General features: G+C 63.0%; 18 protein-coding genes. 11 read left to right on the forward strand and 7 right to left on the reverse strand.

Annotated features, from left to right (window positions below; genetic code table 11):
* Positions 1 to 105 precede the first annotated feature (105 nt).
* The 3 genes from gspD to gspF are packed head-to-tail and all read left to right on the forward strand — an operon-like array spanning position 106 to position 5,092.
* Entirely contained in the window at positions 106 to 2,349 is a 2,244-nt protein-coding gene (gene gspD, locus Q0L30_RS11985; protein WP_296655337.1) for a type II secretion system secretin GspD, read from the forward strand.
* A complete protein-coding gene (gene gspE, locus Q0L30_RS11990) occupies positions 2,346 to 3,842 on the forward strand; it encodes a type II secretion system ATPase GspE (RefSeq protein WP_296655180.1) in 1,497 nt (498 codons plus the stop codon). The genes gspD and gspE overlap by 4 nt, the downstream gene beginning before the upstream one ends.
* Positions 3,843 to 3,874: 32 nt before the next feature.
* On the forward strand, positions 3,875 to 5,092 hold the full coding sequence (gene gspF, locus Q0L30_RS11995) for a type II secretion system inner membrane protein GspF (protein WP_296655181.1): 1,218 nt from the start codon (positions 3,875 to 3,877) through the stop codon (positions 5,090 to 5,092).
* Between the two features lie 38 nt (positions 5,093 to 5,130).
* Here gspF and Q0L30_RS12000 read toward each other — a convergent pair whose 3' ends face one another.
* Positions 5,131 to 5,544: a general secretion pathway protein GspC gene (locus tag Q0L30_RS12000; protein ID WP_296655183.1), complete on the reverse strand. Its 414-nt coding sequence runs from the start codon at positions 5,542 to 5,544 to the stop codon at positions 5,131 to 5,133.
* A 172-nt stretch (positions 5,545 to 5,716) separates the two neighbouring features.
* Between Q0L30_RS12000 and gspG the strand changes: the two genes are divergently transcribed.
* The 7 genes from gspG (at position 5,717) to Q0L30_RS12035 (ending at position 10,977) form a co-directional block, all read left to right on the forward strand.
* Complete coding sequence (gene gspG, locus Q0L30_RS12005; RefSeq protein WP_296655339.1) at positions 5,717 to 6,175, forward strand: type II secretion system major pseudopilin GspG; 459 nt, start codon at positions 5,717 to 5,719, stop codon at positions 6,173 to 6,175.
* Positions 6,176 to 6,341: 166 nt separating this feature from the next.
* On the forward strand, positions 6,342 to 6,806 hold the full coding sequence (locus tag Q0L30_RS12010) for a GspH/FimT family pseudopilin (RefSeq protein ID WP_296655185.1): 465 nt from the start codon (positions 6,342 to 6,344) through the stop codon (positions 6,804 to 6,806).
* 1 nt (position 6,807) lies between these two features.
* Positions 6,808 to 7,242, forward strand: a complete 435-nt coding sequence (gene gspI / locus Q0L30_RS12015; protein ID WP_296655187.1) for a type II secretion system minor pseudopilin GspI — start codon at positions 6,808 to 6,810, stop codon at positions 7,240 to 7,242.
* Positions 7,220 to 7,894, forward strand: a complete 675-nt coding sequence (locus tag Q0L30_RS12020; RefSeq protein ID WP_296655188.1) for a type II secretion system protein J — start codon at positions 7,220 to 7,222, stop codon at positions 7,892 to 7,894. The genes gspI and Q0L30_RS12020 overlap by 23 nt, the downstream gene beginning before the upstream one ends.
* Positions 7,895 to 7,896: 2 nt before the next feature.
* The gene (gspK, locus tag Q0L30_RS12025) at positions 7,897 to 9,015 is read left to right on the forward strand and encodes a type II secretion system minor pseudopilin GspK (RefSeq protein WP_296655190.1); all 1,119 of its coding nucleotides are present in this window, start codon (positions 7,897 to 7,899) and stop codon (positions 9,013 to 9,015) included.
* Between the two features lie 34 nt (positions 9,016 to 9,049).
* Entirely contained in the window at positions 9,050 to 10,468 is a 1,419-nt protein-coding gene (gene gspL / locus Q0L30_RS12030) for a type II secretion system protein GspL (RefSeq protein WP_296655191.1), read from the forward strand.
* Positions 10,444 to 10,977 (forward strand): type II secretion system protein M, encoded by a 534-nt coding sequence (locus Q0L30_RS12035; protein ID WP_296655193.1) that lies wholly within the window; start codon positions 10,444 to 10,446, stop codon positions 10,975 to 10,977. The genes gspL and Q0L30_RS12035 overlap by 25 nt, the downstream gene beginning before the upstream one ends.
* A 24-nt stretch (positions 10,978 to 11,001) precedes the next feature.
* On the opposite strand, the gene Q0L30_RS12040 is transcribed toward Q0L30_RS12035, so the two are convergent.
* The 6 genes from Q0L30_RS12040 to Q0L30_RS12065 all read right to left on the reverse strand — a co-directional run bounded on the left by Q0L30_RS12040 (position 11,002) and on the right by Q0L30_RS12065 (position 19,588).
* A complete protein-coding gene (locus Q0L30_RS12040) occupies positions 11,002 to 11,418 on the reverse strand; it encodes a biopolymer transporter ExbD (protein WP_296655194.1) in 417 nt (138 codons plus the stop codon).
* Positions 11,419 to 11,434: 16 nt separating this feature from the next.
* Positions 11,435 to 12,166 carry a MotA/TolQ/ExbB proton channel family protein gene (locus Q0L30_RS12045; protein ID WP_296655196.1) on the reverse strand — a complete coding sequence of 244 codons (732 nt, stop codon included), beginning with the start codon at positions 12,164 to 12,166 and terminating at the stop codon, positions 11,435 to 11,437.
* Between the two features lie 25 nt (positions 12,167 to 12,191).
* Positions 12,192 to 12,983, reverse strand: a complete 792-nt coding sequence (locus Q0L30_RS12050; RefSeq protein WP_296655197.1) for an energy transducer TonB — start codon at positions 12,981 to 12,983, stop codon at positions 12,192 to 12,194.
* Positions 12,984 to 13,170: 187 nt separating this feature from the next.
* Positions 13,171 to 16,041 carry a beta-propeller fold lactonase family protein gene (locus tag Q0L30_RS12055; protein WP_296655198.1) on the reverse strand — a complete coding sequence of 957 codons (2,871 nt, stop codon included), beginning with the start codon at positions 16,039 to 16,041 and terminating at the stop codon, positions 13,171 to 13,173.
* Positions 16,042 to 16,865: 824 nt separating this feature from the next.
* Positions 16,866 to 18,875 (reverse strand): TonB-dependent receptor, encoded by a 2,010-nt coding sequence (locus tag Q0L30_RS12060; protein WP_296655200.1) that lies wholly within the window; start codon positions 18,873 to 18,875, stop codon positions 16,866 to 16,868.
* A gap of 449 nt (positions 18,876 to 19,324) precedes the next feature.
* Positions 19,325 to 19,588, reverse strand: a complete 264-nt coding sequence (locus tag Q0L30_RS12065) for a hypothetical protein (protein WP_296655201.1) — start codon at positions 19,586 to 19,588, stop codon at positions 19,325 to 19,327.
* A 337-nt stretch (positions 19,589 to 19,925) separates the two neighbouring features.
* On the opposite strand from Q0L30_RS12065, the gene Q0L30_RS12070 reads away from it, so the two are divergent.
* On the forward strand, positions 19,926 to 20,966 hold the full coding sequence (locus tag Q0L30_RS12070) for an RWP-RK domain-containing protein (RefSeq protein WP_296655203.1): 1,041 nt from the start codon (positions 19,926 to 19,928) through the stop codon (positions 20,964 to 20,966).
* Positions 20,967 to 21,219 lie beyond the last annotated feature (253 nt).

Consider the following 21,219-nt stretch of genomic DNA (forward strand, 5'->3'; position numbering starts at 1 on the left):
TCAGTATCTCGTGGGCAGATTGATGTTTGCCTGGGTGTTCGTGACGCTTGTCTGCCGGCGGTGGTGATCGCCGGCTTCGAAATGATCTCCATGAGAAGAAAACGTATGGCTTTGCGCCGCGTCGTCGCGGCGTTGCTCGTGAGCGGACTCATGACAGCGCAGCTTGCGCACGCGGAGGTCACGCTCAATTTCGTCAACGCCGATATCGACCTTGTGGCGAAGGCGATTGGCGCCGCCACCGGCAAAACGATCATCGTCGATCCGCGCGTGAAGGGGCAGCTCAATCTCGTTTCCGAGAACCCCGTGCCCGAGGACCAGGCACTCAAGACGCTGCAAGCGGCGCTGCGCATGCAGGGCTTCGCGCTCGTGCAAGACCATGGCGTGCTCAAGGTGGTGCCCGAAGCGGACGCCAAGCTGCAAGGCGTGCCCACCTTTGTGGGCAATGCGCCGGCTGCGCGGGGCGACCAGGTCATCACGCAGGTGTTCACGCTCAAGAACGAGTCGGCGAACAACCTGCTGCCCGTGCTGCGCCCGCTCATTTCGCCGAACAACACCATCGCCGCCTATCCGGGCAACAACACGCTTGTCGTGACCGACTACGCGGATAACGTGCGCCGCATCGCCTCGATCATCGCCGGCGTAGACACGGCCGCGGGCCAGCAGGTGCAGGTGGTGCCGCTGCACAACGCCAATGCGCTCGACATTGCGTCACAAATTTCGAAGATGCTCGATCCGGGCGCGATCGGCGCGTCGGACCCGTCGCTGAAGGTTTCGGTCGTCGCCGACCCGCGCACCAACTCGCTGATGCTGCGCGCCTCGAACGGGCAGCGCCTCGCATCCGCGACCCAGCTGGCGAGACAACTGGATGCGCCTACGAGCGTGCCAGGCAACATGCACGTCGTAGCGCTTCGCAACGCCGACGCAGTGCAGCTTGCCAGGACGTTGCGCGGAATGCTGGGCAAAGGCGGGGGCGAGTCATCGTCCGGCAGCAGTGCAAATGCGTTCAACCAGAATTCGGGCGGCGGCTCCAGTACCTCGACCGGCACCCCGGGCACGCCGCCCCTGCCCAGTTCGCTCGGCGGCAGCACGTCCACGGGCGGTCCGATGTCGGGCGGGGGTGCCGGCGGCAGCAATGACGCACCGTTCCTCGGCGGCGACAAGGACAAGGGCGACGAGAACACGCCGGGCGGCATGATCCAGGCCGATCCGGCGACCAATTCACTCATCATCACGGCGCCAGACGCGGTGTACCGCAATCTGCGCACCGTGATCGACCAGCTTGACCGGCGGCGCGCCCAGGTCTACATCGAAGCCCTGCTCGTCGAGTTGAACTCGGACACGAACGCCAATCTCGGTATCCAGTGGCAGATCGGCAGCGGCAACGTGCTGGCCGGCACCAATCTCGCCACCGGCAGCGGCAACAGCATCGTCAATCTGGCGGCAGCTGCGGCAGGCCCGGCGGGTATCGGAGGCGCGCTCGCAGCCCAGGGCCTCCAGCAGGGCCTGAACGTCGGTTGGGTGCACAACCTGTTCGGCGCGCAGGGGCTCGGCGGATTGCTGCAGGCACTGTCGCAGTCGAGCGATGCCAATGTGCTGTCCACGCCGAACCTCGTCACGCTCGACAACCAGGACGCGAAGATCGTCGTCGGCACGAACGTGCCGATTTCGACGGGCCAGTATTCGAACCTCACGAGCGGTGCGACGAGCGCGGCGTTCAACACGTTCGAGCGCGTCGACGTCGGTCTGACGCTGCACATCAAGCCGCAGATCATCGATGGCGGCCTCCTGAAGCTGCAGCTGTACACGGAGGACTCGGCAATCGTGAACGGGACCACCAATGCGACGACGAATCCGGCCGGTCCGAACTTCACGAAGCGTTCGATCCAGTCGACCGTGCTCGCCGACAACGGCGAGATCATCGTGCTCGGCGGCCTGATGCAGGACAACTACCAGGTCAGTAACAGCAAGGTGCCGCTGCTCGGCGACATCCCATGGATCGGCCAACTGTTCCGCTCGGAAAACAAGACGCGCTCGAAGACCAACCTGATGGTGTTCCTGCGTCCGGTGATCATGTCCGACGGCGACACGACGCGTGCGGTGACGTCGAACCGCTACGACTACATCCAGGGCGTGACAGGCGCATACCGCACCGACAACAACCTCGTGAAGGACCGCGACGATCCGGTGGTGCCGCCGATGCCGGTCGGCCCGAGCCAGGGTGGATCCCCGCTGAACCTGTTCGATCTCGACAGGATGAGGCGTCAACAAACGACAGGGATGGCTCCCGCAGAGCCCACTGCCCAGAGCGGCGCCGCGACGAACGTCGAATCGCCGGGACCGCACCCGTGAACGCGCTCGCGCAGGCACCGGCTCCTGCTGTCGGCGAGCGCGAGGCGCCATCGCCGCTTGCGGCGCGCCTCGTACCTTACGGCTTCGCGAAGAGCGGTCAGATCCTCGTCGCCCAGCAGCGCGTGGACGGCCTCGAAGTGTGGATCAGCGAACGCACGACCTCTGCCGCGATCGCCGAGGTTGCGCGCAACTTCGGCGCAATCCAGTTTGTGCGCGTCCTCGCCGATGAACTCACCCACGCAATCAACCAGGCCTACGCGCGCCAGGACGGCAGCGCGGCGCAGGTGGTCGGCGAGGTGGAGGGCGAAGTCGATCTGTCGCGTCTGATGCAGGACATCCCCGAAGTGGAGGACCTGCTCGAATCCGAAGACGACGCACCGATCATCCGCATGATCAATGCGCTGCTCACGCAGGCCGCGCGCGAGCAGGCTTCCGATATTCATATCGAGCCGTTCGAAAATGCGTCAGTGGTGCGCTTTCGCGTCGATGGCACGCTGCGCGACGTCGTGCGCCCGAAGAAGGCACTGCACGGCGCGCTGATCTCGCGTATCAAGATCATGGCGCAGCTCGACATTGCCGAAAAGCGTCTGCCGCAGGACGGTCGCATTACGCTGCGCGTGGGCGGGCGTCCGGTCGACGTGCGGGTTTCGACGTTGCCGACCGGGCACGGCGAGCGTGCGGTGCTGCGTCTGCTGGAGAAGGACGCGCAGCGGCTGAATCTATCGGCGCTCGGCATGGCCGGCGACATACTCAAGCAGTTCGACCGGCTCATCGCGAAGCCGCACGGCATCGTGCTCGTCACCGGGCCGACGGGCTCGGGCAAGACGACCACGCTTTACGCGTCGATGTCGCGGCTCGAAACGGCGGCGACGAACATCATGACCGTCGAGGATCCGATCGAATACGACCTCCCGGGCATCGGACAAACTCAGGTGAACGAGCGCATCGGCATGACGTTCGCACGCGCGCTGCGCTCGATCCTGCGTCAGGACCCGGACGTGATCATGATCGGCGAAATCCGCGATCTCGAAACCGCGCAGATCGCCGTGCAGGCTTCTTTGACGGGTCACCTCGTTTTGGCGACGCTGCACACGAACGATGCCGCTTCGGCGGTTACGCGTCTCACCGATATGGGCGTCGAGCCGTATCTGCTCGCGTCGTCGTTGCTCGGCGTGCTCGCGCAGCGGCTCGTGCGGCAACTGTGCCCGCACTGCAAGGAAGAGCGCGAGGAAGACGACGGCAAGAAGCGCTGGCATCCGGTCGGCTGCGATCGCTGCGGTCATTCGGGCTACGCCGGGCGCCGCGGCGTGTATGAACTGCTGCTCATCGACGAGCCAATCCGCGCGCTGATCCACCGCCACGCCGCGGATGCCGAGATATTCGCGGCCGGCTGCGCGCAAGGCATGCGCACGCTGCGCGACGATGGTGAGCGCTGGATCGACGCCGGTACGACTTCGCTCGAAGAAGTGCTGCGCGTCACGGGCGGCGCATGATGGATTGCAACCAGGCGGGGGCGTAGACAGACATGCCGGCATTCCGTTTCGAAGCGATCGACGCAACGGGCAAGGGGCAAAAAGGCGTTCTCGACGCCGACAGCGCCCGCAGCGCCCGCTCGCAGTTGCGCGGCCAGGGCCTGACGCCGCTCGTCGTCGAACCGGCCGCGAGCCGCACGCGCGGCGCGCGCGAGCAGCGGCTCGCGCTCGGGCGGAGTCTTTCGCAGCGTGAACAGGCGATCGTGACGCGCCAGCTCGCGAGTCTGTTGACGGCGGGCCTGCCGCTTGGCGAGGCGCTCTCGGTGCTCACCGAACAGGCCGAGCGCGACTACATCCGCGAACTGATGGCGGCGATCCGCGCCGAGGTGCTCGGCGGCCATTCGCTTGCGAACGCGCTCACGCAGCATCCGCGCGACTTCCCCGACATCTATCGGGCGCTCGTTGCGGCGGGCGAGCATACCGGCAAGCTCGGCATCGTGCTCTCGCGCCTCGCCGACTACATCGAGCAGCGCAACGCGCTCAAGCAGAAAATCGTGCTCGCGTTCACCTACCCGGCGATCGTCACGCTCATTGCGTTCGGCATCGTCACGTTCCTGCTGAGCTATGTGGTGCCGCAGGTCGTCAACGTGTTCGCGAGCACGAAACAGCAGTTGCCATTCCTCACGATCGTGATGATGGCGCTCTCGGGTTTCGTGCGGCACTGGTGGTGGGCGGTGCTGATCGTCGTGGCGCTCGTCGCGTGGATCGCGCGCTCCATCCTGCGCCGGCCCGGCCCGCGCCTCGCCTTCGACCACTGGCTGCTCACCGCGCCGCTCGCGGGCAAGCTCGTGCGCGGCTACAACACCGTGCGCTTTGCCAGCACGCTCGGCATCCTGAGCGCGGCGGGCGTGCCGATCCTGCGCGCGTTGCAGGCGGCGGGCGAGACGCTCTCGAACGGCGCCATGCGCACGAACGTTGACGATGCCATCGTGCGCGTGCGCGAAGGGACGTCACTCTCGCGCGCGCTAGGCAATACGAAGACGTTTCCGCCGGTGCTCGTGCACCTGATCCGCTCGGGCGAGGCGACCGGCGACGTGACGACCATGCTCGACCGTGCGGCGGAAGGCGAGTCGCGGGAGCTGGAGCGGCGCACGATGTTCCTCACGAGCCTGCTCGAACCGTTGCTGATTCTCGCGATGGGCGGCGTGGTGCTCGTGATCGTGCTCGCGGTCATGCTGCCGATCATCGAACTGAACAATCTGGTGCAGTGAGCCGCGCAACGCGCTTAAGAGGCGCGGCGCGCGGTGATTCAGCGGACGTAGATGGTGGGGCCTGCGGCGTTGGCCGGCAGGGAGATTTCGGAATGCACGCCGTGACGGTCGATGATGATCGAGCGGGCGTGCACTTCGGCAAGCGTGGCGTCCTGGCCGACAGGACCGCCGAGCGAGACCGCTTTCGCCGGGGCGTCGCCGACGCTCACGATGGCCGCGGCGCCCTTCGAAATCGCGAGGATGCCGAAGAGGTGGATGTCCTGCACGATGTTGTGCTCGAGCTTGCCGCCGAAGAGCGTACCGGCCTGGTCTAGCGAGACGCTCGCCTGAGCGGCAGCGGCCTGCACGGGAGCGGCGCGCGTGGTGGAGATTTCGAGCGCCGACCACGCAGCCGTGGCGCAGAACACCGCGCCGGCGGCGAGTGACAGAAGACGGATTTGCAGTGGGTTCATGCGCTCGATTGTACGGAGTATTTTGGACGATTTGATGGCGCATGTTGCGTGATGAGCCGGGTCATGAAGCGAGGGGCTCAAAGGCGTCATCGTGTGACATCACCATGAAACAGCCTGGCGTTCACCGTGGCGCCGCAACAATCATTTGCGAGGAGGTAGGGAAATCATGTCCATGCGGGTCAAATGCCGGGCCGGAATCAAAGGGATGCGCGCGCGCCGCCAACGCGGTTTCACGCTCATCGAAATCATGGTCGTGATTGCAATCCTCGGCATTCTTGCCGCGCTGATCGTGCCGAAGATCATGAGCCGCCCCGATGAAGCGCGCCGCGTCGCCGCACGCCAGGACATCGGCACGATCATGCAGGCGATGAAGCTGTATCGCCTCGACAACGGGCGCTACCCGACCCAGGACCAGGGGCTGCAGGCACTCGTGCAGAAGCCGGCTACCGACCCCGTGCCGAACAACTGGAAGGATGGCGGCTATCTGGAGCGCCTGCCCAACGATCCGTGGGGCAAGCAGTACCAGTATCTGACTCCGGGCGTGCATGGCGAGATCGACGTGTTCAGCTACGGCGCCGACGGCAAGCCGGGCGGCGAAGGCAATGACGCCGACGTCGGGTCCTGGCAGTAGCCCTTCCTTGCCGCAGGTTTCGGCGCCTCGTCCGAGGTTGCGGCAACAGGCACCGTCCACGCCGTGCGTCGTGTGAGTCGTTAGTTCCACATCCTTCAGCCCCATGCATTCCTGCTTCTTTTGCCGCCAAAAGGGGACTTCGATGCGCACACATCCGACACAGTCCATGCGCGCCCGCCCGGCGGGTTTTACGTTGATCGAAATGCTCGTCGTGCTGCTGATCGCCGGGATTCTCGTCGCGCTCGCGTCGCTCACGATCACGCGCAATCCGCACACCGACCTCAATGAAGAGGCGCAGCGGCTTGCGCTGCTATTCGAATCCGCCAGCGACGAGGCACAGGTGCGTTCGCGGCCGCTCGCCTGGCAGCCGGTCGCGGGGGGCTTTCGCTTCGATGTGCGCACCGAGGATGGCTGGCGTCCGCTGCACGACGATCTGTTCAGCGAGCGCCATTGGGAAGGCGGCGTGACCGGCGCGACAATCACGTATCCCGGCGGCGACGACACCCCGCACTCAAACCGCCTCGTGTTTGGCACCGAGGCCGTTGAGCAATCAGTCCAGATCACGCTCTTCTCGCCGTCGGGCCGTGCGACGATCGTCGGCACCGGCACGGGTCGTTACGAGGTCCACTGAGATGCGCTCCACAGCCCATTCCTGCACGGGTGCCCCGGCGCGTCGGAATATTCGTCGCTGCGCCGCGGTTCGTGGCTTCACGATGATCGAAGTTCTGGTTGCGCTCGCCATCATCGCGATCGCCCTGGCGGCTTCGCTGCGCGCCGTGGGCAGTCTCGCCGCGAGCGAGGCTGCTCTGCACGACCGCCTGCTCGCGGGCTGGAGCGCCGACAACGCGCTCGCGCGGCTGCGCCTGGACCATGGCTGGCCCGACACTGGCGAGAGCAGTTTTGACTGCTCACAGGGCAACCTGGCGCTGACCTGCACACAGCGCGTCACGGCGACGCCCAATCCAGTTTTTCGCCGTGTGGAGGTGTCAGTGACGACGCCGGGCCGCGCCGGCAATCTCGCTCAACTCGTCACGATAATTGCCAATGAGACGAACCGCTCGCTGTGACCGCGCGCGACGCACGGGCGGCTTCACGCTGATCGAGCTGCTCGTTGCGATCGCCATTCTCGCCGTGGTGGCGCTGCTTTCGTGGCGCGGCCTCGACGCGATCGTGCGCGCTCGCGAGACCATCACGCGCTCGATGGCCGAAGAGCGCGCCTTCGCGCAGATGTTCGACCAGATGCGAATCGACGCGCGCATGGCCGCGAACGACGATGAAGCGGGTGCGCCCGCGATCGCCCTCGAAGGCGGCACGCTGCAGTTCGTGCGCGCCTTCGCGGTGCCGCCGGGCGCGCCGCCGCGCCTGCAGGTGGTGCGTTATCGCGTGACTGCGGGGCAGGTGGTGCGCTATGCGTCGCCGCCGCTCGCCAATCTCGGAGCGTTGCGGCGTGCGCTGCGCGGCGACGTGAGCGACACCTGGAGCGCGTTGCCGATGATGCGGGGCGTGGGCTCGATCAACGCGCGCTTCTATGTGCCAAAGGTCGGCTGGACTGCGGACATGAGCGCGGTCAGCGAACAGGTTGCCGACGGCAATAATGGCGTGGCGGTGGCGCAGCTCGGCAACGCGCCGGTCCCGCGCGTGGTGAGGGGGATCGAAGTGAGTGTCGGCTCCAGCTCGCTCACGCGGCCGGTCACGCGTGTTTTACTGGTGGGGGAATGAGCATGCGCCGATACCCTGGCTCCTCACGATCAGGCCGCGCCGCGCGTCGCCGTGCGCCGCGCGGCGCGGCGCTCATCACCGCCTTGCTGGTGGTTTCGCTTTCGGCGATGCTCGTCTCGGGCATCCTCTGGCGGGAGCAGGTGCAAGTCCGGCGCGTCGAGAATCAGCGGCTGCACGCCCAGGCGCTATGGATCGCGCGTGCCGCGGTCGACTGGACGCGCCGCGTGCTGCGCTCCGAAGCCGAAACCTCGGCAGGCGTCACCTGGCTGGGCGGCGCGTGGAGCATGCCGATTGCGAAGACACGGTTCTCGGACTTTTTCGGCCAGATCGGCGAGGCGCGGGCCGAGGATGGCGCGGACACCTGGCTCTCCGGCTCCATCGAAGACGCCCAGGCGCGCTTCAATGTGCGCAATCTCGTTTCGGCGTCGGCGACCGGCACACTGCAACTGAACCTCTCGCAGATCGAGGCGTTCGCGCGCCTTCTGCAGACCCTTGGCATCAACGGCCAGCTCGCGAAGAACACCGCTGTCTATCTGCGCTCGGCACTGGCTTACTCGGCCACGCGCTTCCAGATGCCAGCCGCCGCGGCGAACGGCGCCTCGCAGCCCCAAGTGGTCGCAGGCGGCGGTTCGACGGGTGGCGGCGCGTACACCGACAACCCCGGCCTTGCCGATGCCGACACCAACAGCGCCGTCGCGCCGCTGCAGATGACGAGCCTGGACTCGTTCCTCGACGTGCCTGGCTTCACGCCTGAGATCGTGGCGCGGCTGCGCCCGTTCGTCACGATCCTGCCCACCCCGACGGCCGTGAACATGAACACCGCGAGCGCCGAGGTCATTGCGGCGATCGTGCCGGAAATGAATCTATCGGGCGCGCAGGCCCTGGTCGCGCGCCGCCAGTCCGTGTTCTTCCGTAACGTGGCCGACGTGCAGCTCGCGCTGCAAGGTGCCGGCGCCGCACAGACGACTGTCGATACGACGCTCTGTGACGTCAATACGAGCTATTTCCTGGTGCATGGCCGCGTGCAGCACGGGCGCGCGGTGGTGAACCGCACGACGCTCGTGTGGCGCGATCCGCTCACCCATTCGACGAGCATCGTGCGCGTTCGCGACGAACCATGAACCTGTGCCCGTCCAACATCGAAAAGAGGTGCGTTTGAGTACGCTGATCGTTCTCATGCCGGCGCGCGATCCGGCGGTCCAGGCGCAGGAATGGCAACTGCCCGAGCTGCCATTCCTGCTGTTCAACAAGGCGGGCCATACGCAGCGCGCTGGCCGCGCGGCACTCGGGCTGCTACCGAAAGCATCGGCCACCATCCTGCTGATCGCCGCGCGCGATCTGCTCATGGTCCGCGCCAGCGTGCCGCCGCTCAAGGGGCCGCGCCTGCGCCAGGCGCTGCCGAATATCGTCGAGGAGCATCTGATCCAGGATCCGCAGGCCTGCCATCTCGCGCTCGATCCGGCGACCCAGGCTGACGGGAAGCAGACCGTCGCGGCGATCGACCGGGCGTGGTTTCGTTTCCTCGTCGAAGCCTTTACGGGCGCCGGGCACCGTAGCCTGCGCGCGGTGCCGGTGGCGCTTTGCCTACCTGAAGCGCCGGGCCAGGGCGTGCCGGCTGAATCGCAGCCCGCTGAGTCAGAAGCAGTTGGGCAAGCTGCGGCGGGCGAAAGCACGGGCCTGGCGGTTGACGCGGAATCTGCTGAATCCTCGGTGGACGGAAACGAGCCCGTGACGGCCTGCGTCTACGGCGCTGTCATGCGAACCGCGCCGGCATTTTCGCCGGACGTGGCAACCGTCATGGCAGGTGCCGCCCCGGATGTGCCTGGCACGCTGCTCGAACTCTCGATTGTGCGTGGCACCGCGGCGAAGGGCTTCGCGGTGCCGGCGGCTAGCATGGCCGCAACGGTCGAGGCGCTGGCAGGAGACGCGAACGTGACGTTCCATGTGCTCACCGGCCTGTCCGGCGAGCCGGGTGATGCCGCCGAAAAGGCGACCTTCGCGGCAGCATTGCCGGGCGCGCAGCCGCTAAGCTTCGAGGCACTCGCGAGGCGTGCGCTTGCCTGCAAGTTCGACCTGTGCCAGTTCGAGTTCCTCGTGCAGCGATGGCGGTTCGACCGCGTGACGCTGCGCCGTCTGCGCGTGCCCATCGCGCTGGTGGCAGCCTCAGTCGTGGTAGCGGTCGTCAGTGCGAACGTGCAGTGGCTGATGCTCGCTCGCCAGCGCGACGCGATCAGCGCGCAGATGACCGAGTTGCTCCTCAATGCGTTTCCGAAGACCACGGTCGTGCTCGACCCAGCGGGTCAGATGACGCGCCAGCTGTCGCAACTGCGAGTGGCTGCGGGCGTGCCTTCGCCCGACGATTTCCTCGTGCTCGCCGACGGCCTCGCGCGCTCGCTCGGCCCGGTACCCGCGAACGGCATCGCGGCGCTCGACTATCACGACCGGCGTCTGGAAGTGACCTTCAAGCACGGCGTCGACGTCGACGCCGATCTCGCCAAACGCCTCACGAGCAACGGCCTCGCGGGCACGGCGGACGCCAGCACGGGCAAATGGACCATCAGGAGCGCAACGTGAAGACATCGGCTTTGAGCGGCGCATGGGCCGAGACCTGGACGAATTTCTGGGAGGCGCGCAACCCGCGCGAGAAGATGCTGCTGACGTGGGGCAGCGCGGTGCTCACCGTGGCGATCGGCTGGTCGGTACTCTGGCAGCCAGCGGCTGATGGGCGCTTGCGCTTGCGGGAGAACCTGCCCGCGATGCGGCGCGACCTCGCGCAGATGACCGCGCAGGCCGACGAGGCGCGCTCGCTCGCGAGCGCGGCGGCGAGCGTGGCACCGAGCGGCCAGGCGCTCAAGGACGCGCTAACGGCGTCGTTGACCGACCACGGCTTGCCGAACGCGCAGGTGCAGTTGATCGGCGCGACAACGCAGGTGCAGATGAAGAACGCGTCGTTTCCGGCGTCGACTGTCTGGCTCGACGATGTGCGCAAGCAGTTCAAGGTGCAGGTGATTGAGGCGCATATCACGGCGCTCAAGGACGATGGTCAGGTCGACCTGACCGTCTCGCTTCAGCAGGTGAAGTGAAAACCAGGGGCGTCGGCGGTATCGCTATGGTTTCGGGGCGGTGACGAATCCGATCCGGGTCAGGCCGCCTGCATAGGCGGCTGACATCACCTGTGCCACCGCTTCGTACGGAACCTTGCGATCCGCGCCGAGATGCAGTTCCGGCAGAGGATGTTCGTGTGCGGCGGAGGCGATCTTTGCGCGCAGCGCATCCGGTCCGACCGGCTGTCCGCCCCATAGCACGGTGCCATCGGCCTCGATCGACACGTTGACCTGCGCCGCCTTCGTGTCTTCCTTCTGGCTGCTCGCATGCGGCAGGTCGATCTTCACCGCATGGCGCATCGCGGGAATCGTCACCATGAAGACGATCAGGAGAACCAGCATGACGTCGACGAGCGGCGTCATGTTGATTTCGCCCATCAGTCCATCGTCTTCGTCGTCGGAAAAAGGCGTCATGGCCATCGCTGGTCCTCGGGGGTCAGTTGTTGCGGGTGGCGAGACGCAGGCCGCTGGCTTGCGCCGAAGACGAAAGGATCGAGCCGGTCACAAAATACGCGTGAAGCCCATGCGCGAAGCGCTTCAGCCTCCCGGCGAGCGCCTTGTTCGCGCGCGTCAACGCGTTGTAGCCAAGCACGGCGGGAATGGCGACGAAGAGGCCGAGCGCCGTCATGATCAACGCTTCGCCGACGGGGCCGGCGACCTGCGCAACCGACGATTCTCCAGTCGCGCCAACCGCCAGCAGTGCGTGATAGATGCCCCATACCGTGCCCAGCAACCCGACGAACGGCGCGGTACTGCCGATCGACGCCAGGATCGAAAGGCCGCCCTGCATGTGAGCCGCGCTTTCGTCTATCGCGTCTTTCAGGCAGCGCGTGATCCAGTCGGACACGTCCATGCGGTCATGCAGTTGCGGCTGTACCCGGCGATGGTGATCGGCGGCCTCCTTGCCGGCCAGCGCGAGCGCGATAAACGGATTGTCGCGTGCGGTTGCCGCGCGGCTTTCCGACTTCTGCGCATTGCCGATGAAATTATCCAGATCTCCTATCGTCTTTCCGACGCTTTGGGAAAGGCGTTTCAGCCGGATCACCTTCCAGCCTTTCACAATAATCACGCTCCACGAGAGCACCGACATGGCGAGCAGGGCGAGCGCGATGCAGCGCGTCACGAAATCGCCGGCTGACAGGAAGTGTGCGATACCGTAGTTCTGCATTTCAGATTCCTTGTTAACGTCCGCGCTAATCGTTCAAGGCGAATACGAAAGGGACGGACGTGGGCACACGGCGCGGAGCGCCGTTTTCGATATAGGGCCGGCACGTGCTGTCGCGCACGGCGGCAAGCGCGGCTTCGTCGAGGCGGCTGTATCCGCTGCTGCTTTTCAGTTCCACCGATTCAAGCTGGCCTGTCAACCCGACAATGAACTTCACCGTCACCGAACCCGTTTCGCCCCGTCGCTGCGAGTGCGCCGGGTAGGGGGGCTGTGCGATGCTGCAGTTCAGATGCGAGATGTCCTGCGGTGCGGCGAGCCCGATCGTTGGCCGCGGGGAGTCCGCCGCGGGCGACGACGCGGCTGCCGCTGGGGCTACGGCCGTGGGTACGGGAGTCGGTACTGTCGCCGTCGATGGGGCAGGTGCCGGCGACGCCGTTTCAGCGGGATCGGACACACTGAGCCGATGCGTCGATGGCGCGCGCGTTTCAGGCAGCGGTGGCGTTGCGTGCTTCGTGCCCGTTACGTGCTGGGGCGGCACCTTTGGCTTCGCCATATCGGCCGGCGACGCAGGCGGTTTCAGCGTTGGAGCGGGGCGCTGAACGACGGCGGACGAGATCGCCGGCGCGGGAGCCAGCAGTTCAGCCGTGATCGTGCGCGCGGAGGCGGGCGGCGACACGGCTTCGTCGCGACTGCTCCACACCATCGCGAGCAGCGCCGCATGAATGCCGACGACCACGATGACGGCGGCCGTTGCGCGGACATTCAGTCGTTCGGGCAACGGCGGTGCCCAATCGGAAGAAAGCGGATGCGAAATTTGCATGCAGCGGATCCGGTTCAAACGGTTCATCTTGACGAACCTCCGCAACAGCGTGCCGGTTTGCGGTAATGCTTCGATGACGGCGGGCGGCGATCCAGATGGACCGCCGCCCGCCGATACCGGCTACTGTGCGTTCAACGCATCGGGCAAAGCGAGCCCCTCTGCGCTAACGTCGAACAACGCGACTCACTTACTCGTCGTCGTCGTCGAGTGCTGCGACCGTCTTCGTCCCTTCAGCTGCGACCTTCGAGTAGATCGAATGCGGCACCGGATACGGCTTGTCGCCCATCACGCCTTTCCACAGCACGCGGTTGAACAGATCGGGCGGAATACGATCTTCCCTGGAGAAGTCGAAGTCCTTCGTCGCGTTCGCCCAGTACGTCGCATTGTGGAGCGGGTGAATGTCCGCACCTTCGGCAAACTGGTCGCCGTCGATGCCGCTCGCTACGTTACCGACGTTCGTACCCTTCAGAATCGTCGAAGCAACGGCTGTGTACGTCCACGAACCGTTCGACTTCGTGTCGAACACGTCAGCCATCGGCTTGGCGTAGGCCGTGTTCAGGTTGATGTGCTGGGTACCCAGCAGATCTTCCATGGTACGGACTGCGTTGACCTGGCCGTAGGGCGTGCTGACGACGGCGTTCTTCTTCACGTATGCGCCGACGATGTACGCGGGCGCGCGGTGCGAGTCGACGTGATCCGAACCGGCTTGTGAGTCATCCTCGACCACCACGACCACCGTGTCCTTCGCGTAAGGGCTGTGCGCGACGGTCTCGATCAGCTTGCCGACTGCGAAGTCGTTATCCGCCTGTTCCTGCTCGGCCGAACCCATCTGGCCGACGTTCTGGGCATAGTTGCCCGTGTGGTCGGAGCCCATGCGGACGAACTCGAACGACGGAAGATGGCCGTTTGCGACGTACTGCTGGAACTCGCGGTTCCACTCGAGTTCGCGGAAGGTGTCCGGATAGGACTGGTCGAACCCGCGGTAGTACTGGTCCGTCAGGTTGACGAGCGATGGCTTGAGCGGGTGAGCCTGGACGATGTTCTGACCGTGCGGGTCGAGCAGCGGGCTGGCGATCGTGCCGATCGAGCCGACGTTGTTGACCATGCCGCCGTAGTCGCGGACCGTACCGCCTGCTTGCAGAACCGCGTCGTAGATGCTCGCCTTCTGGTAGCCAAACGGCGCATCTTCCACCGAGACGTCGGCGATACCCGGCAGCGCGTTGGCCGTGCCGCCCGGCAGCGAGGCCGTAGCCGAGGTGAAGCTGCCGTTCGAGGCAGCGTCACGCATTGCGGTCGTGGCGAGGCCGACCGGCAGGCCGCGGTTGGCGCCTTCCGATTCATAGGACATGCCGCGCGACACGCCAGCGTAGTTCTCCTGCTGCGAAACCTCTTCGGTCGGCGTGATGTGCGCGTGCTGCACCCACGACCAGCCGTCCATCGAACCGTCGCCCGGATCGGTGAAGTTGTCGATCGTGACGAAGTTGCCCGCGAGGTTGTGGAAGTTCGGCGTCGTGGACTTGCCGTACATCGTGAGCGTCGGATCGCCGTTCGAGCCGTTGCCGAGGTCGCCCAGGATCTGGTCGAACGTGCGGTTTTCCTTCACGACGTAGATCACGTGCTTGATGTGCTCGCGCATGAACTGCATCGTCTGGGCGTCGCTGGCCAACTCCTTCACCGAATAGTGGTTGTTTTCATCCACCTGGCTGGTCAGCTGGGCCAGCACGTTCTCCGTCGGGACCGGGGCGCTGACGAGTGAGCTCTGCTCCAGACCAAACTGGTATTGGGCCTGCGTACCCGAGATGTAGAGAGGGTTCGGGCCAGTGACCGACTTGCCGTTGATGATGTACATCGTCGAGCCGTCGGCGCTCAGCGTGATGTCCTTGGGCGCGTAGGCCGTCGGGATCAGGCCGGCCACATGGTAGCCGTTGTTGCCGTCGAGCGAGATCACGGCGATCGAGTTGTCGCCGTTGTTGACGGCGTACAGCGTCTTGCCGTCCTTCGAAACGGTCACGTTGACCGTATCGCGGCCGCTGTATTTCTTGTTGTTGCCGCTGCCCTGATCGTTGCCGTTGCCATTCTGGCTGGCGATCTGGATCGTCTTCTCGACATTGTGGCTCGCGGTGTTGATGACGGCGATCTGGTCGTTGCCTGACACTGCAACGTAGAGCTTCGACTGATCCGGCGAGAAGGCCATGCCGTAGGCGTTGCCGTTCACCGGGATGCGCTTGATGAATTGCGGCGCGGCGGGGTTCGACAGGTTCAGTACGACGACTTCGCGGTCACGCACCGACGAGATGAACGCCGTGCCGTCGCCCTTCAGCGAAACGGCCCACGGGTATTCGCCACCGGCGACGCCATTCTGGCCCGACGTGTTGAACGGGCGCAGGTCGTATTCCGCCACGACCGTGTTCGACGTCGTATTGATGAGGGAGATCGAGTCGTTGTAGTTGTTGGCAACGACGAGCGTGCGGCCGTCAGCGGAGAGGGCCAGGCCACCGGCGTTCGGCTTCACGCCCGAACCGATACCCTTGGTGTGGTTCAGCGCGATGGCGTTGGTCTGGGTCCATTGAGCCGACGGGGCAGCCGAAGCGCGGCTGTATACATATACCTTGTCGTCAACACCGCCAGTGCCGTACAGGGTCTGGTTGCCGCTCCAGACGAGACCATCGAACGCGTTGTTCTGGTGGATGGCCTGGACAAACTTCGGGTTGGCCTTGTTCGCGCCCGACACGTCATAGATGAAGATGTACTGGGTCGAGTCAGCCTTGTCGAGTGTGCTGTTGTTGGCGCCCGTGTAGACCGTGTTGTAACCAGCCGTGATCACGGCCAGCGTGTTGCCGTCCGGGCTGAGTTGCGACTTGATGGCGCCGCTGACGACCTGCGTCGGCTTCGCCGCAAGTTGCGGGTTCATCAACTGCTGCACGGCACCGGGAATGGCCATCGGCGAGATGAACTGGCCAGTCGGCAGAAGCGCCATGTTGCCCGGCGGTACCGCCATTGCCAGGCTGGTGGTGAGCAGGCCAGCCGCAAGGCTGACCTTGATGAGACTAGGGTTCATTGTGACTCTCCAAATGATAGAAACGGAATTGCCAGATTTGATTCCAATTGGACCATTGGTCAGATCAGTTGCCCCTGATAACGACAATGCGCCAACAGATCGACCGGGGGGATATCGGAACTACGGTTTCCCGGGTCTGTCAGCGTGGAGTATTTGGACATTTAAGGATGTCAATGAAGTGACGTGTATCAAATACTTACCTATTTTTATATATAATATTTCTGTCATTTTATTTGTAATTTTGATGTACTTAATATTTATGATGTGTCACGAAATTGAGCGATTATGATTCAGCACCGCTGCTCAGATGAATGCTATCGTGCGATACGTTCGGACGAAAAGGCGTCGCACTTGTCATTAACAGTTTCTGTGCGCAAGACTATTTTTGTAACGCCGTATTTCACGGATTTATCGAAGATATCCGTGCCGCCAATGTGCTGGGCCTCGATTACAATCGGTTCGTATTTCGATCCAATGCGTCGCTTCCGGACGCATTGCTTGCGACATGGCGCATAACAGCGTTAAGTTGCTTTCTGAGTTTGACGGAATTCTCGATTAATGCAGCGGAGATCCAGATAGATGCACCCCACGGGTGCCGATTGTTGATCGGATTTTCTCCGATTTGCTCATTGCTTTTTTGCTGACTTCTTTTAGGCCGAAACGTGTTGCACATGCAGGTGGCTTTACGCATTTTCCAGTTGCAACCCGGCTTTGAGACGCAATCGTGCGAGGCTAACCTACCGGTGGCTCCGATTTGCACCGGAAAAAAACAGCCAGGAAACGCCACCGTGCGCAGTGGCCGATTCCCGGCTGTTCGTGTGCGATCAGAAGTCCGCGTGCAGGGTAGCGTAGGCGGCCAACGGCGCGCCCAGGTATGCACCGACCACATTCGTGGCGATGTAGTAGCGCTGGTTGGTGATGTTGTCGATGTTCAGATCGATCCCCCAGTGACGCTCCGCGTAACCGAACTGCAGATTCTCGATCACCGAGGCAGGCGCCCAGTTATAGCCGTTCGCGAAGCCGCTCGACATCCGGCTCATGTAATTGATGCCGGCACCCGCATGAAAGCCTGCCTTGCCGAAGACGCTGAAGCGGTACGTCGTCCACAGGTTCGCCATATAGGCGGGCACGCCCTGCGGGACCGTGCCGGCCGCGCCAGGGGTGTCGGGACTATAAGTGATACGCGCATGCTCCGCGGTGAAATTCGCGTACATGTGCCAGTTCGGCGTGAGATCCGCATCAAACGAGGCTTCGGCGCCGCGCGTGCGTTGCGAATCGAACGCGATCTGGTCGTCGCCGAACGGGGTCGCCACGTGTTCCCGCTTCACGTCGAACAGCGCGGTGTTGAGCACGTAGCGCCCATCATCGAACGACCACTTGACGCCTGCCTCGTATTGCAGCGCCGATTCCGGCGGACCAATGGAAAACGCCGTGTTTTCCGAGTTGAAATTTGCGAGGTAGCTGCGCGATACGCCGAAATACGGCGTCATCCAGGGCGTGAGTTTGTAAAGCACCCCGGCGTTCCAACTGGTCGGGGCATCGTTGCGCGTATACGTATTGCCCGGGATCAGCTTGATGCCGTCGTTGGCGGTGCGGTTCGGCTCGCCGGGGACCGGGTTCAGGGTCAGCGACGTATCGAACCAGTCCTTGCGAACGCCCGCGCGGATCTTCAATTTGTCCGTCACGTCCACCTGATCGGTCGCGTAAAGGCTGTAGAAGTTGGCGGTCACATGATCGTTCTGGCACGAGTGAGAGGGCGCACACTGGAACTTCAGGGTTGCGATGGAGGTTTCCCGCGGCACCGGCGCGAAGATGTTATCGATGTCCGGCAGGTCTGCCGTTGTCTTCGCGCTGTTGAGATTCTGGTTCAGGTATTCGAATCCCGTTAGCAGCGTATGGTGGATGCCGCCTGCCGAGAATTTCCAGACGGGTTCCAACTGGTAATCGAACGTGTTGAGCGAATCGTCCTGATCGCGCAACTGGCGGCCGACAAATGCGTTGCCCTGGACCTTCGCGTGCGTGCTGTCACCGTTGCTGTAGAAGTCCAGCGTGTGGTGCAGGTATGACAAGCGATTATTGATTGTCAGGTAGTCGCTGATTCGCCACTCGTCCGTGAGCGTGGCACGAATGTAGTTGCCGTGCGCGTTGGCGAAGGGCGTCGAGTATTTGGCGTCGAACGGCACATTGCGGATCGGCATCCCCTTGTAGTAGATGATCCCGTATGAGTCGGGAGTCGCCATGTAGTCCTGCGCGTCGATCGAGAATTCGACCTTGTGGTCGCCGATTTTCCACTGCAGATCGGGACGGATTTCCTTGTTCCACGATCCCAGGTCGCGGTAGCCATCCGAGCGGCCCGCGGTGGCGTCCACGCGATAGTTCAGTCCGTCGATGCCGGTTGGACCGGTGACGTAGCTACTCGCGTTGAATGTACCGAACGAGCCCGCCTGGATCTCGCCGCCCCAGTGGAACTGCGCAGACGGCGTGTAGTGGACCAGGTTGATCGAGCCGCCCGGAGGGCCGCTGCCGAGCAGCGCCGACCCAGGACCTTTGAGCACCTCGATGCGCTCGACGCCCAGCAGCGAATGCGTTGGGCCGTTGACCTGGTCGCCTTCCGAGAAACCGTCGTCATAGGTCTGCGCCTGCAGTCCGCGGATCATGAAGTGGTCGGTGAAGCCTTTCGAATCGGTGCCGCCGTAGTTCACTCCGGACACGTTGCCTTTGCGGATCGCATCCCGCAACGACGTGACGCCTTGTTCGTCGAGAATCCCGCGCGGAATGACCTCCACGCTCATGGGCAGGTCGCCGAGCGGGGTGCCGGTTTTGCTAACACCCACGACTTGTTCAGGGTCGTCCACGTAATCGGAAGCAACCGCTGATCTAGTTGCATTGACAACGACTGGCCCCAGCGTTACCGGCTTGACCGGCTTGACCGGCGCTTCAGTCTGTTGGGAGGCGGCGGGCTGAGTCTGTTGAGCATTCGCTCCATTGGCGAGCGATAAAGTTGCAACGGAGGCGACGATGGCGATTCTGGACGGCGATGTTCTCATTTCTGAAAGTTCACAAGGTCGCATCGCCCAAACTTAAGCCATGGGCGTGACTGTCTCATGTCCAGTCTCTTGAGCGACTGCGCACGCAGCATGGATGCGTTTTGGCCCGTTTTACGTGACGTTTGATCCACAGGGTTGTGCAGAGGCGCAATTGACACGATGCGACGTGAATCCGGCATCAACGCAAGGCAAATGTGTCGACCCGACGATCGGCGAAGGCAATCTTGTTGACCGAATCACCAGGCGCGGCTGAACGCAGGGTAATTGATGCGACAGGCTGCCGAAAATCCCTCGGATGCGTAGGCTGTTGAGAGGATTACCTTTCGAGCGTTAACACATTTACCTTGGGCGACCAGGTAACCACTGAGCCCGTTGCCAGCGCAAATGGTCAGGTTTACATCGCTGGTGCGGTCAAGGTGGCATGCGTCGGTCATCGACTGGATGACCTTGAACCGGTCGACTTCACGCATCGTCATCGTGATCGTCCCAGTCGCGTTCATCGCCGGCGCTCCCTGTTGGATGTCCGGCGCTCAACCTACACAGAACACGACATTTGTACTTTGCCAAAAGAGGATCAACGTAAAGTTGACATGTAATTGTCTGCCCGCTGGCCCCCATGCGACGGCAATCTAGGCTGAATTACCCGGAAGGTTCAGGTGGAAGATGCTGGTACGGTTGAACTGCTTTTGAAGACTATCCACCCAAAATCCAATGTAATTGAGTCGAAAGCAAATACTCCACCTAATACGCCATGAATTGAGCGCGCGCGTGCGCTGTGTGCCTGTTGATGAATGTTGACGCTAGACTGTCTCGTCTTCCTTGCTGAGAGAGGAGTCCATGGGCAAGATTAAGATCGTTGGTGGAGACATTTATCAACGCGTATGGGATAGGCCTGCGCAGAAGGTCGCACGAGAGCTTGGGATATCCGGCACTAGGCTGAAGAAGATCTGCAGGGAACTGGGCGTCCCGACGCCGCCACGAGGTTACTGGGCAAAAATCGAGGCGGGAAATTCTGCCATGCGGACGCCACTTCCCGATACGGCAACGCGGCAGGTGATGTACTGCGATTCCACAGCGAAAAAGTATCGCGATGCGCCGCCGCCAGATCTTGGCCACCGACTGCGCCAAATCAAGACGGAAGAGGAATCTTGCCTTCCGCCGATCGTCACGTATGTCGATGGGCCGTTGCGCGCAGCGTGCGTACAAGTTATCTCTGAGAGGCTCTTCTTCCACAAGCCAAATTGCATTTCCGATGCGATAAGCACGTCGCGCGAGCGTCGACATCGAGCGTTGGTCATTGCAGACGCGCTGGTGGAGGCGTTGCGTCAGCGCGGTTTCAAGGCACAAGAGAGGAAGGGAAGACTTGTCATATCTCGCGGACTGTTTGAAATGACGGTTCGCCTTACTGATGTCGACAGTCTGAACGGGCAGCCGACTGCCACCCCAGGGAGTCGCGGTCTGCGCCTGATACTGCGTCAGATTGGCGGGAGAGGCCTCGTTCATGCTCGAGACGAAGCGACCCGGACAATTGATGATCAACTCGGGCGAGTAGTCTTAGCCATCAGGCGGGTGGAGGCCACGAATGCCTACTACGCGGACCGCGCAGCGGTGGAATCGCAACGACTCGTTGCCAAGCTTGAACTGGAGAAGGTGAGTCAGTTGTGGGAGGAGGTCGACACCTGGTTGCGAGTTCAACAATGTCGAAGTTATCTTGACCGGTTCGAGGCCGAACTTGCGGCAACCGGCGCTTCTTTTGACACTGATTCCAGTCCTGTTGCGTGGCTTCGTTGGGCGAGAAGCGTGTGTGATACGCATGACCCCATGCTCGCTCGCATTTCCCGATCATTGGCATCCGGTATGTCGCGGGAAGCACAGTAACCATTGGCGATGTTTCACGTTGTCCAACGAAGCGTTATGCACTCCTTCACAAATCGCCAATCAAACTGCTGCTAAAATTCAAACAACGGAAATGCTGAGATTGAATCGGGAAATCTTTGCATTTTTAATTGGTAATTCTTGGCGCGATATAAATGAAAGTGGCTGTATTATTTATAAGCGTTAAGCGTACTATTTAACCATATAAAATTTTGATTTCTTTGTGCGTTTGATGTAAAAACTCAATAGCCGCGTT

The organism is Paraburkholderia sp. (assembly GCF_024281035.1).
GTDB lineage: Bacteria > Pseudomonadota > Gammaproteobacteria > Burkholderiales > Burkholderiaceae > Paraburkholderia.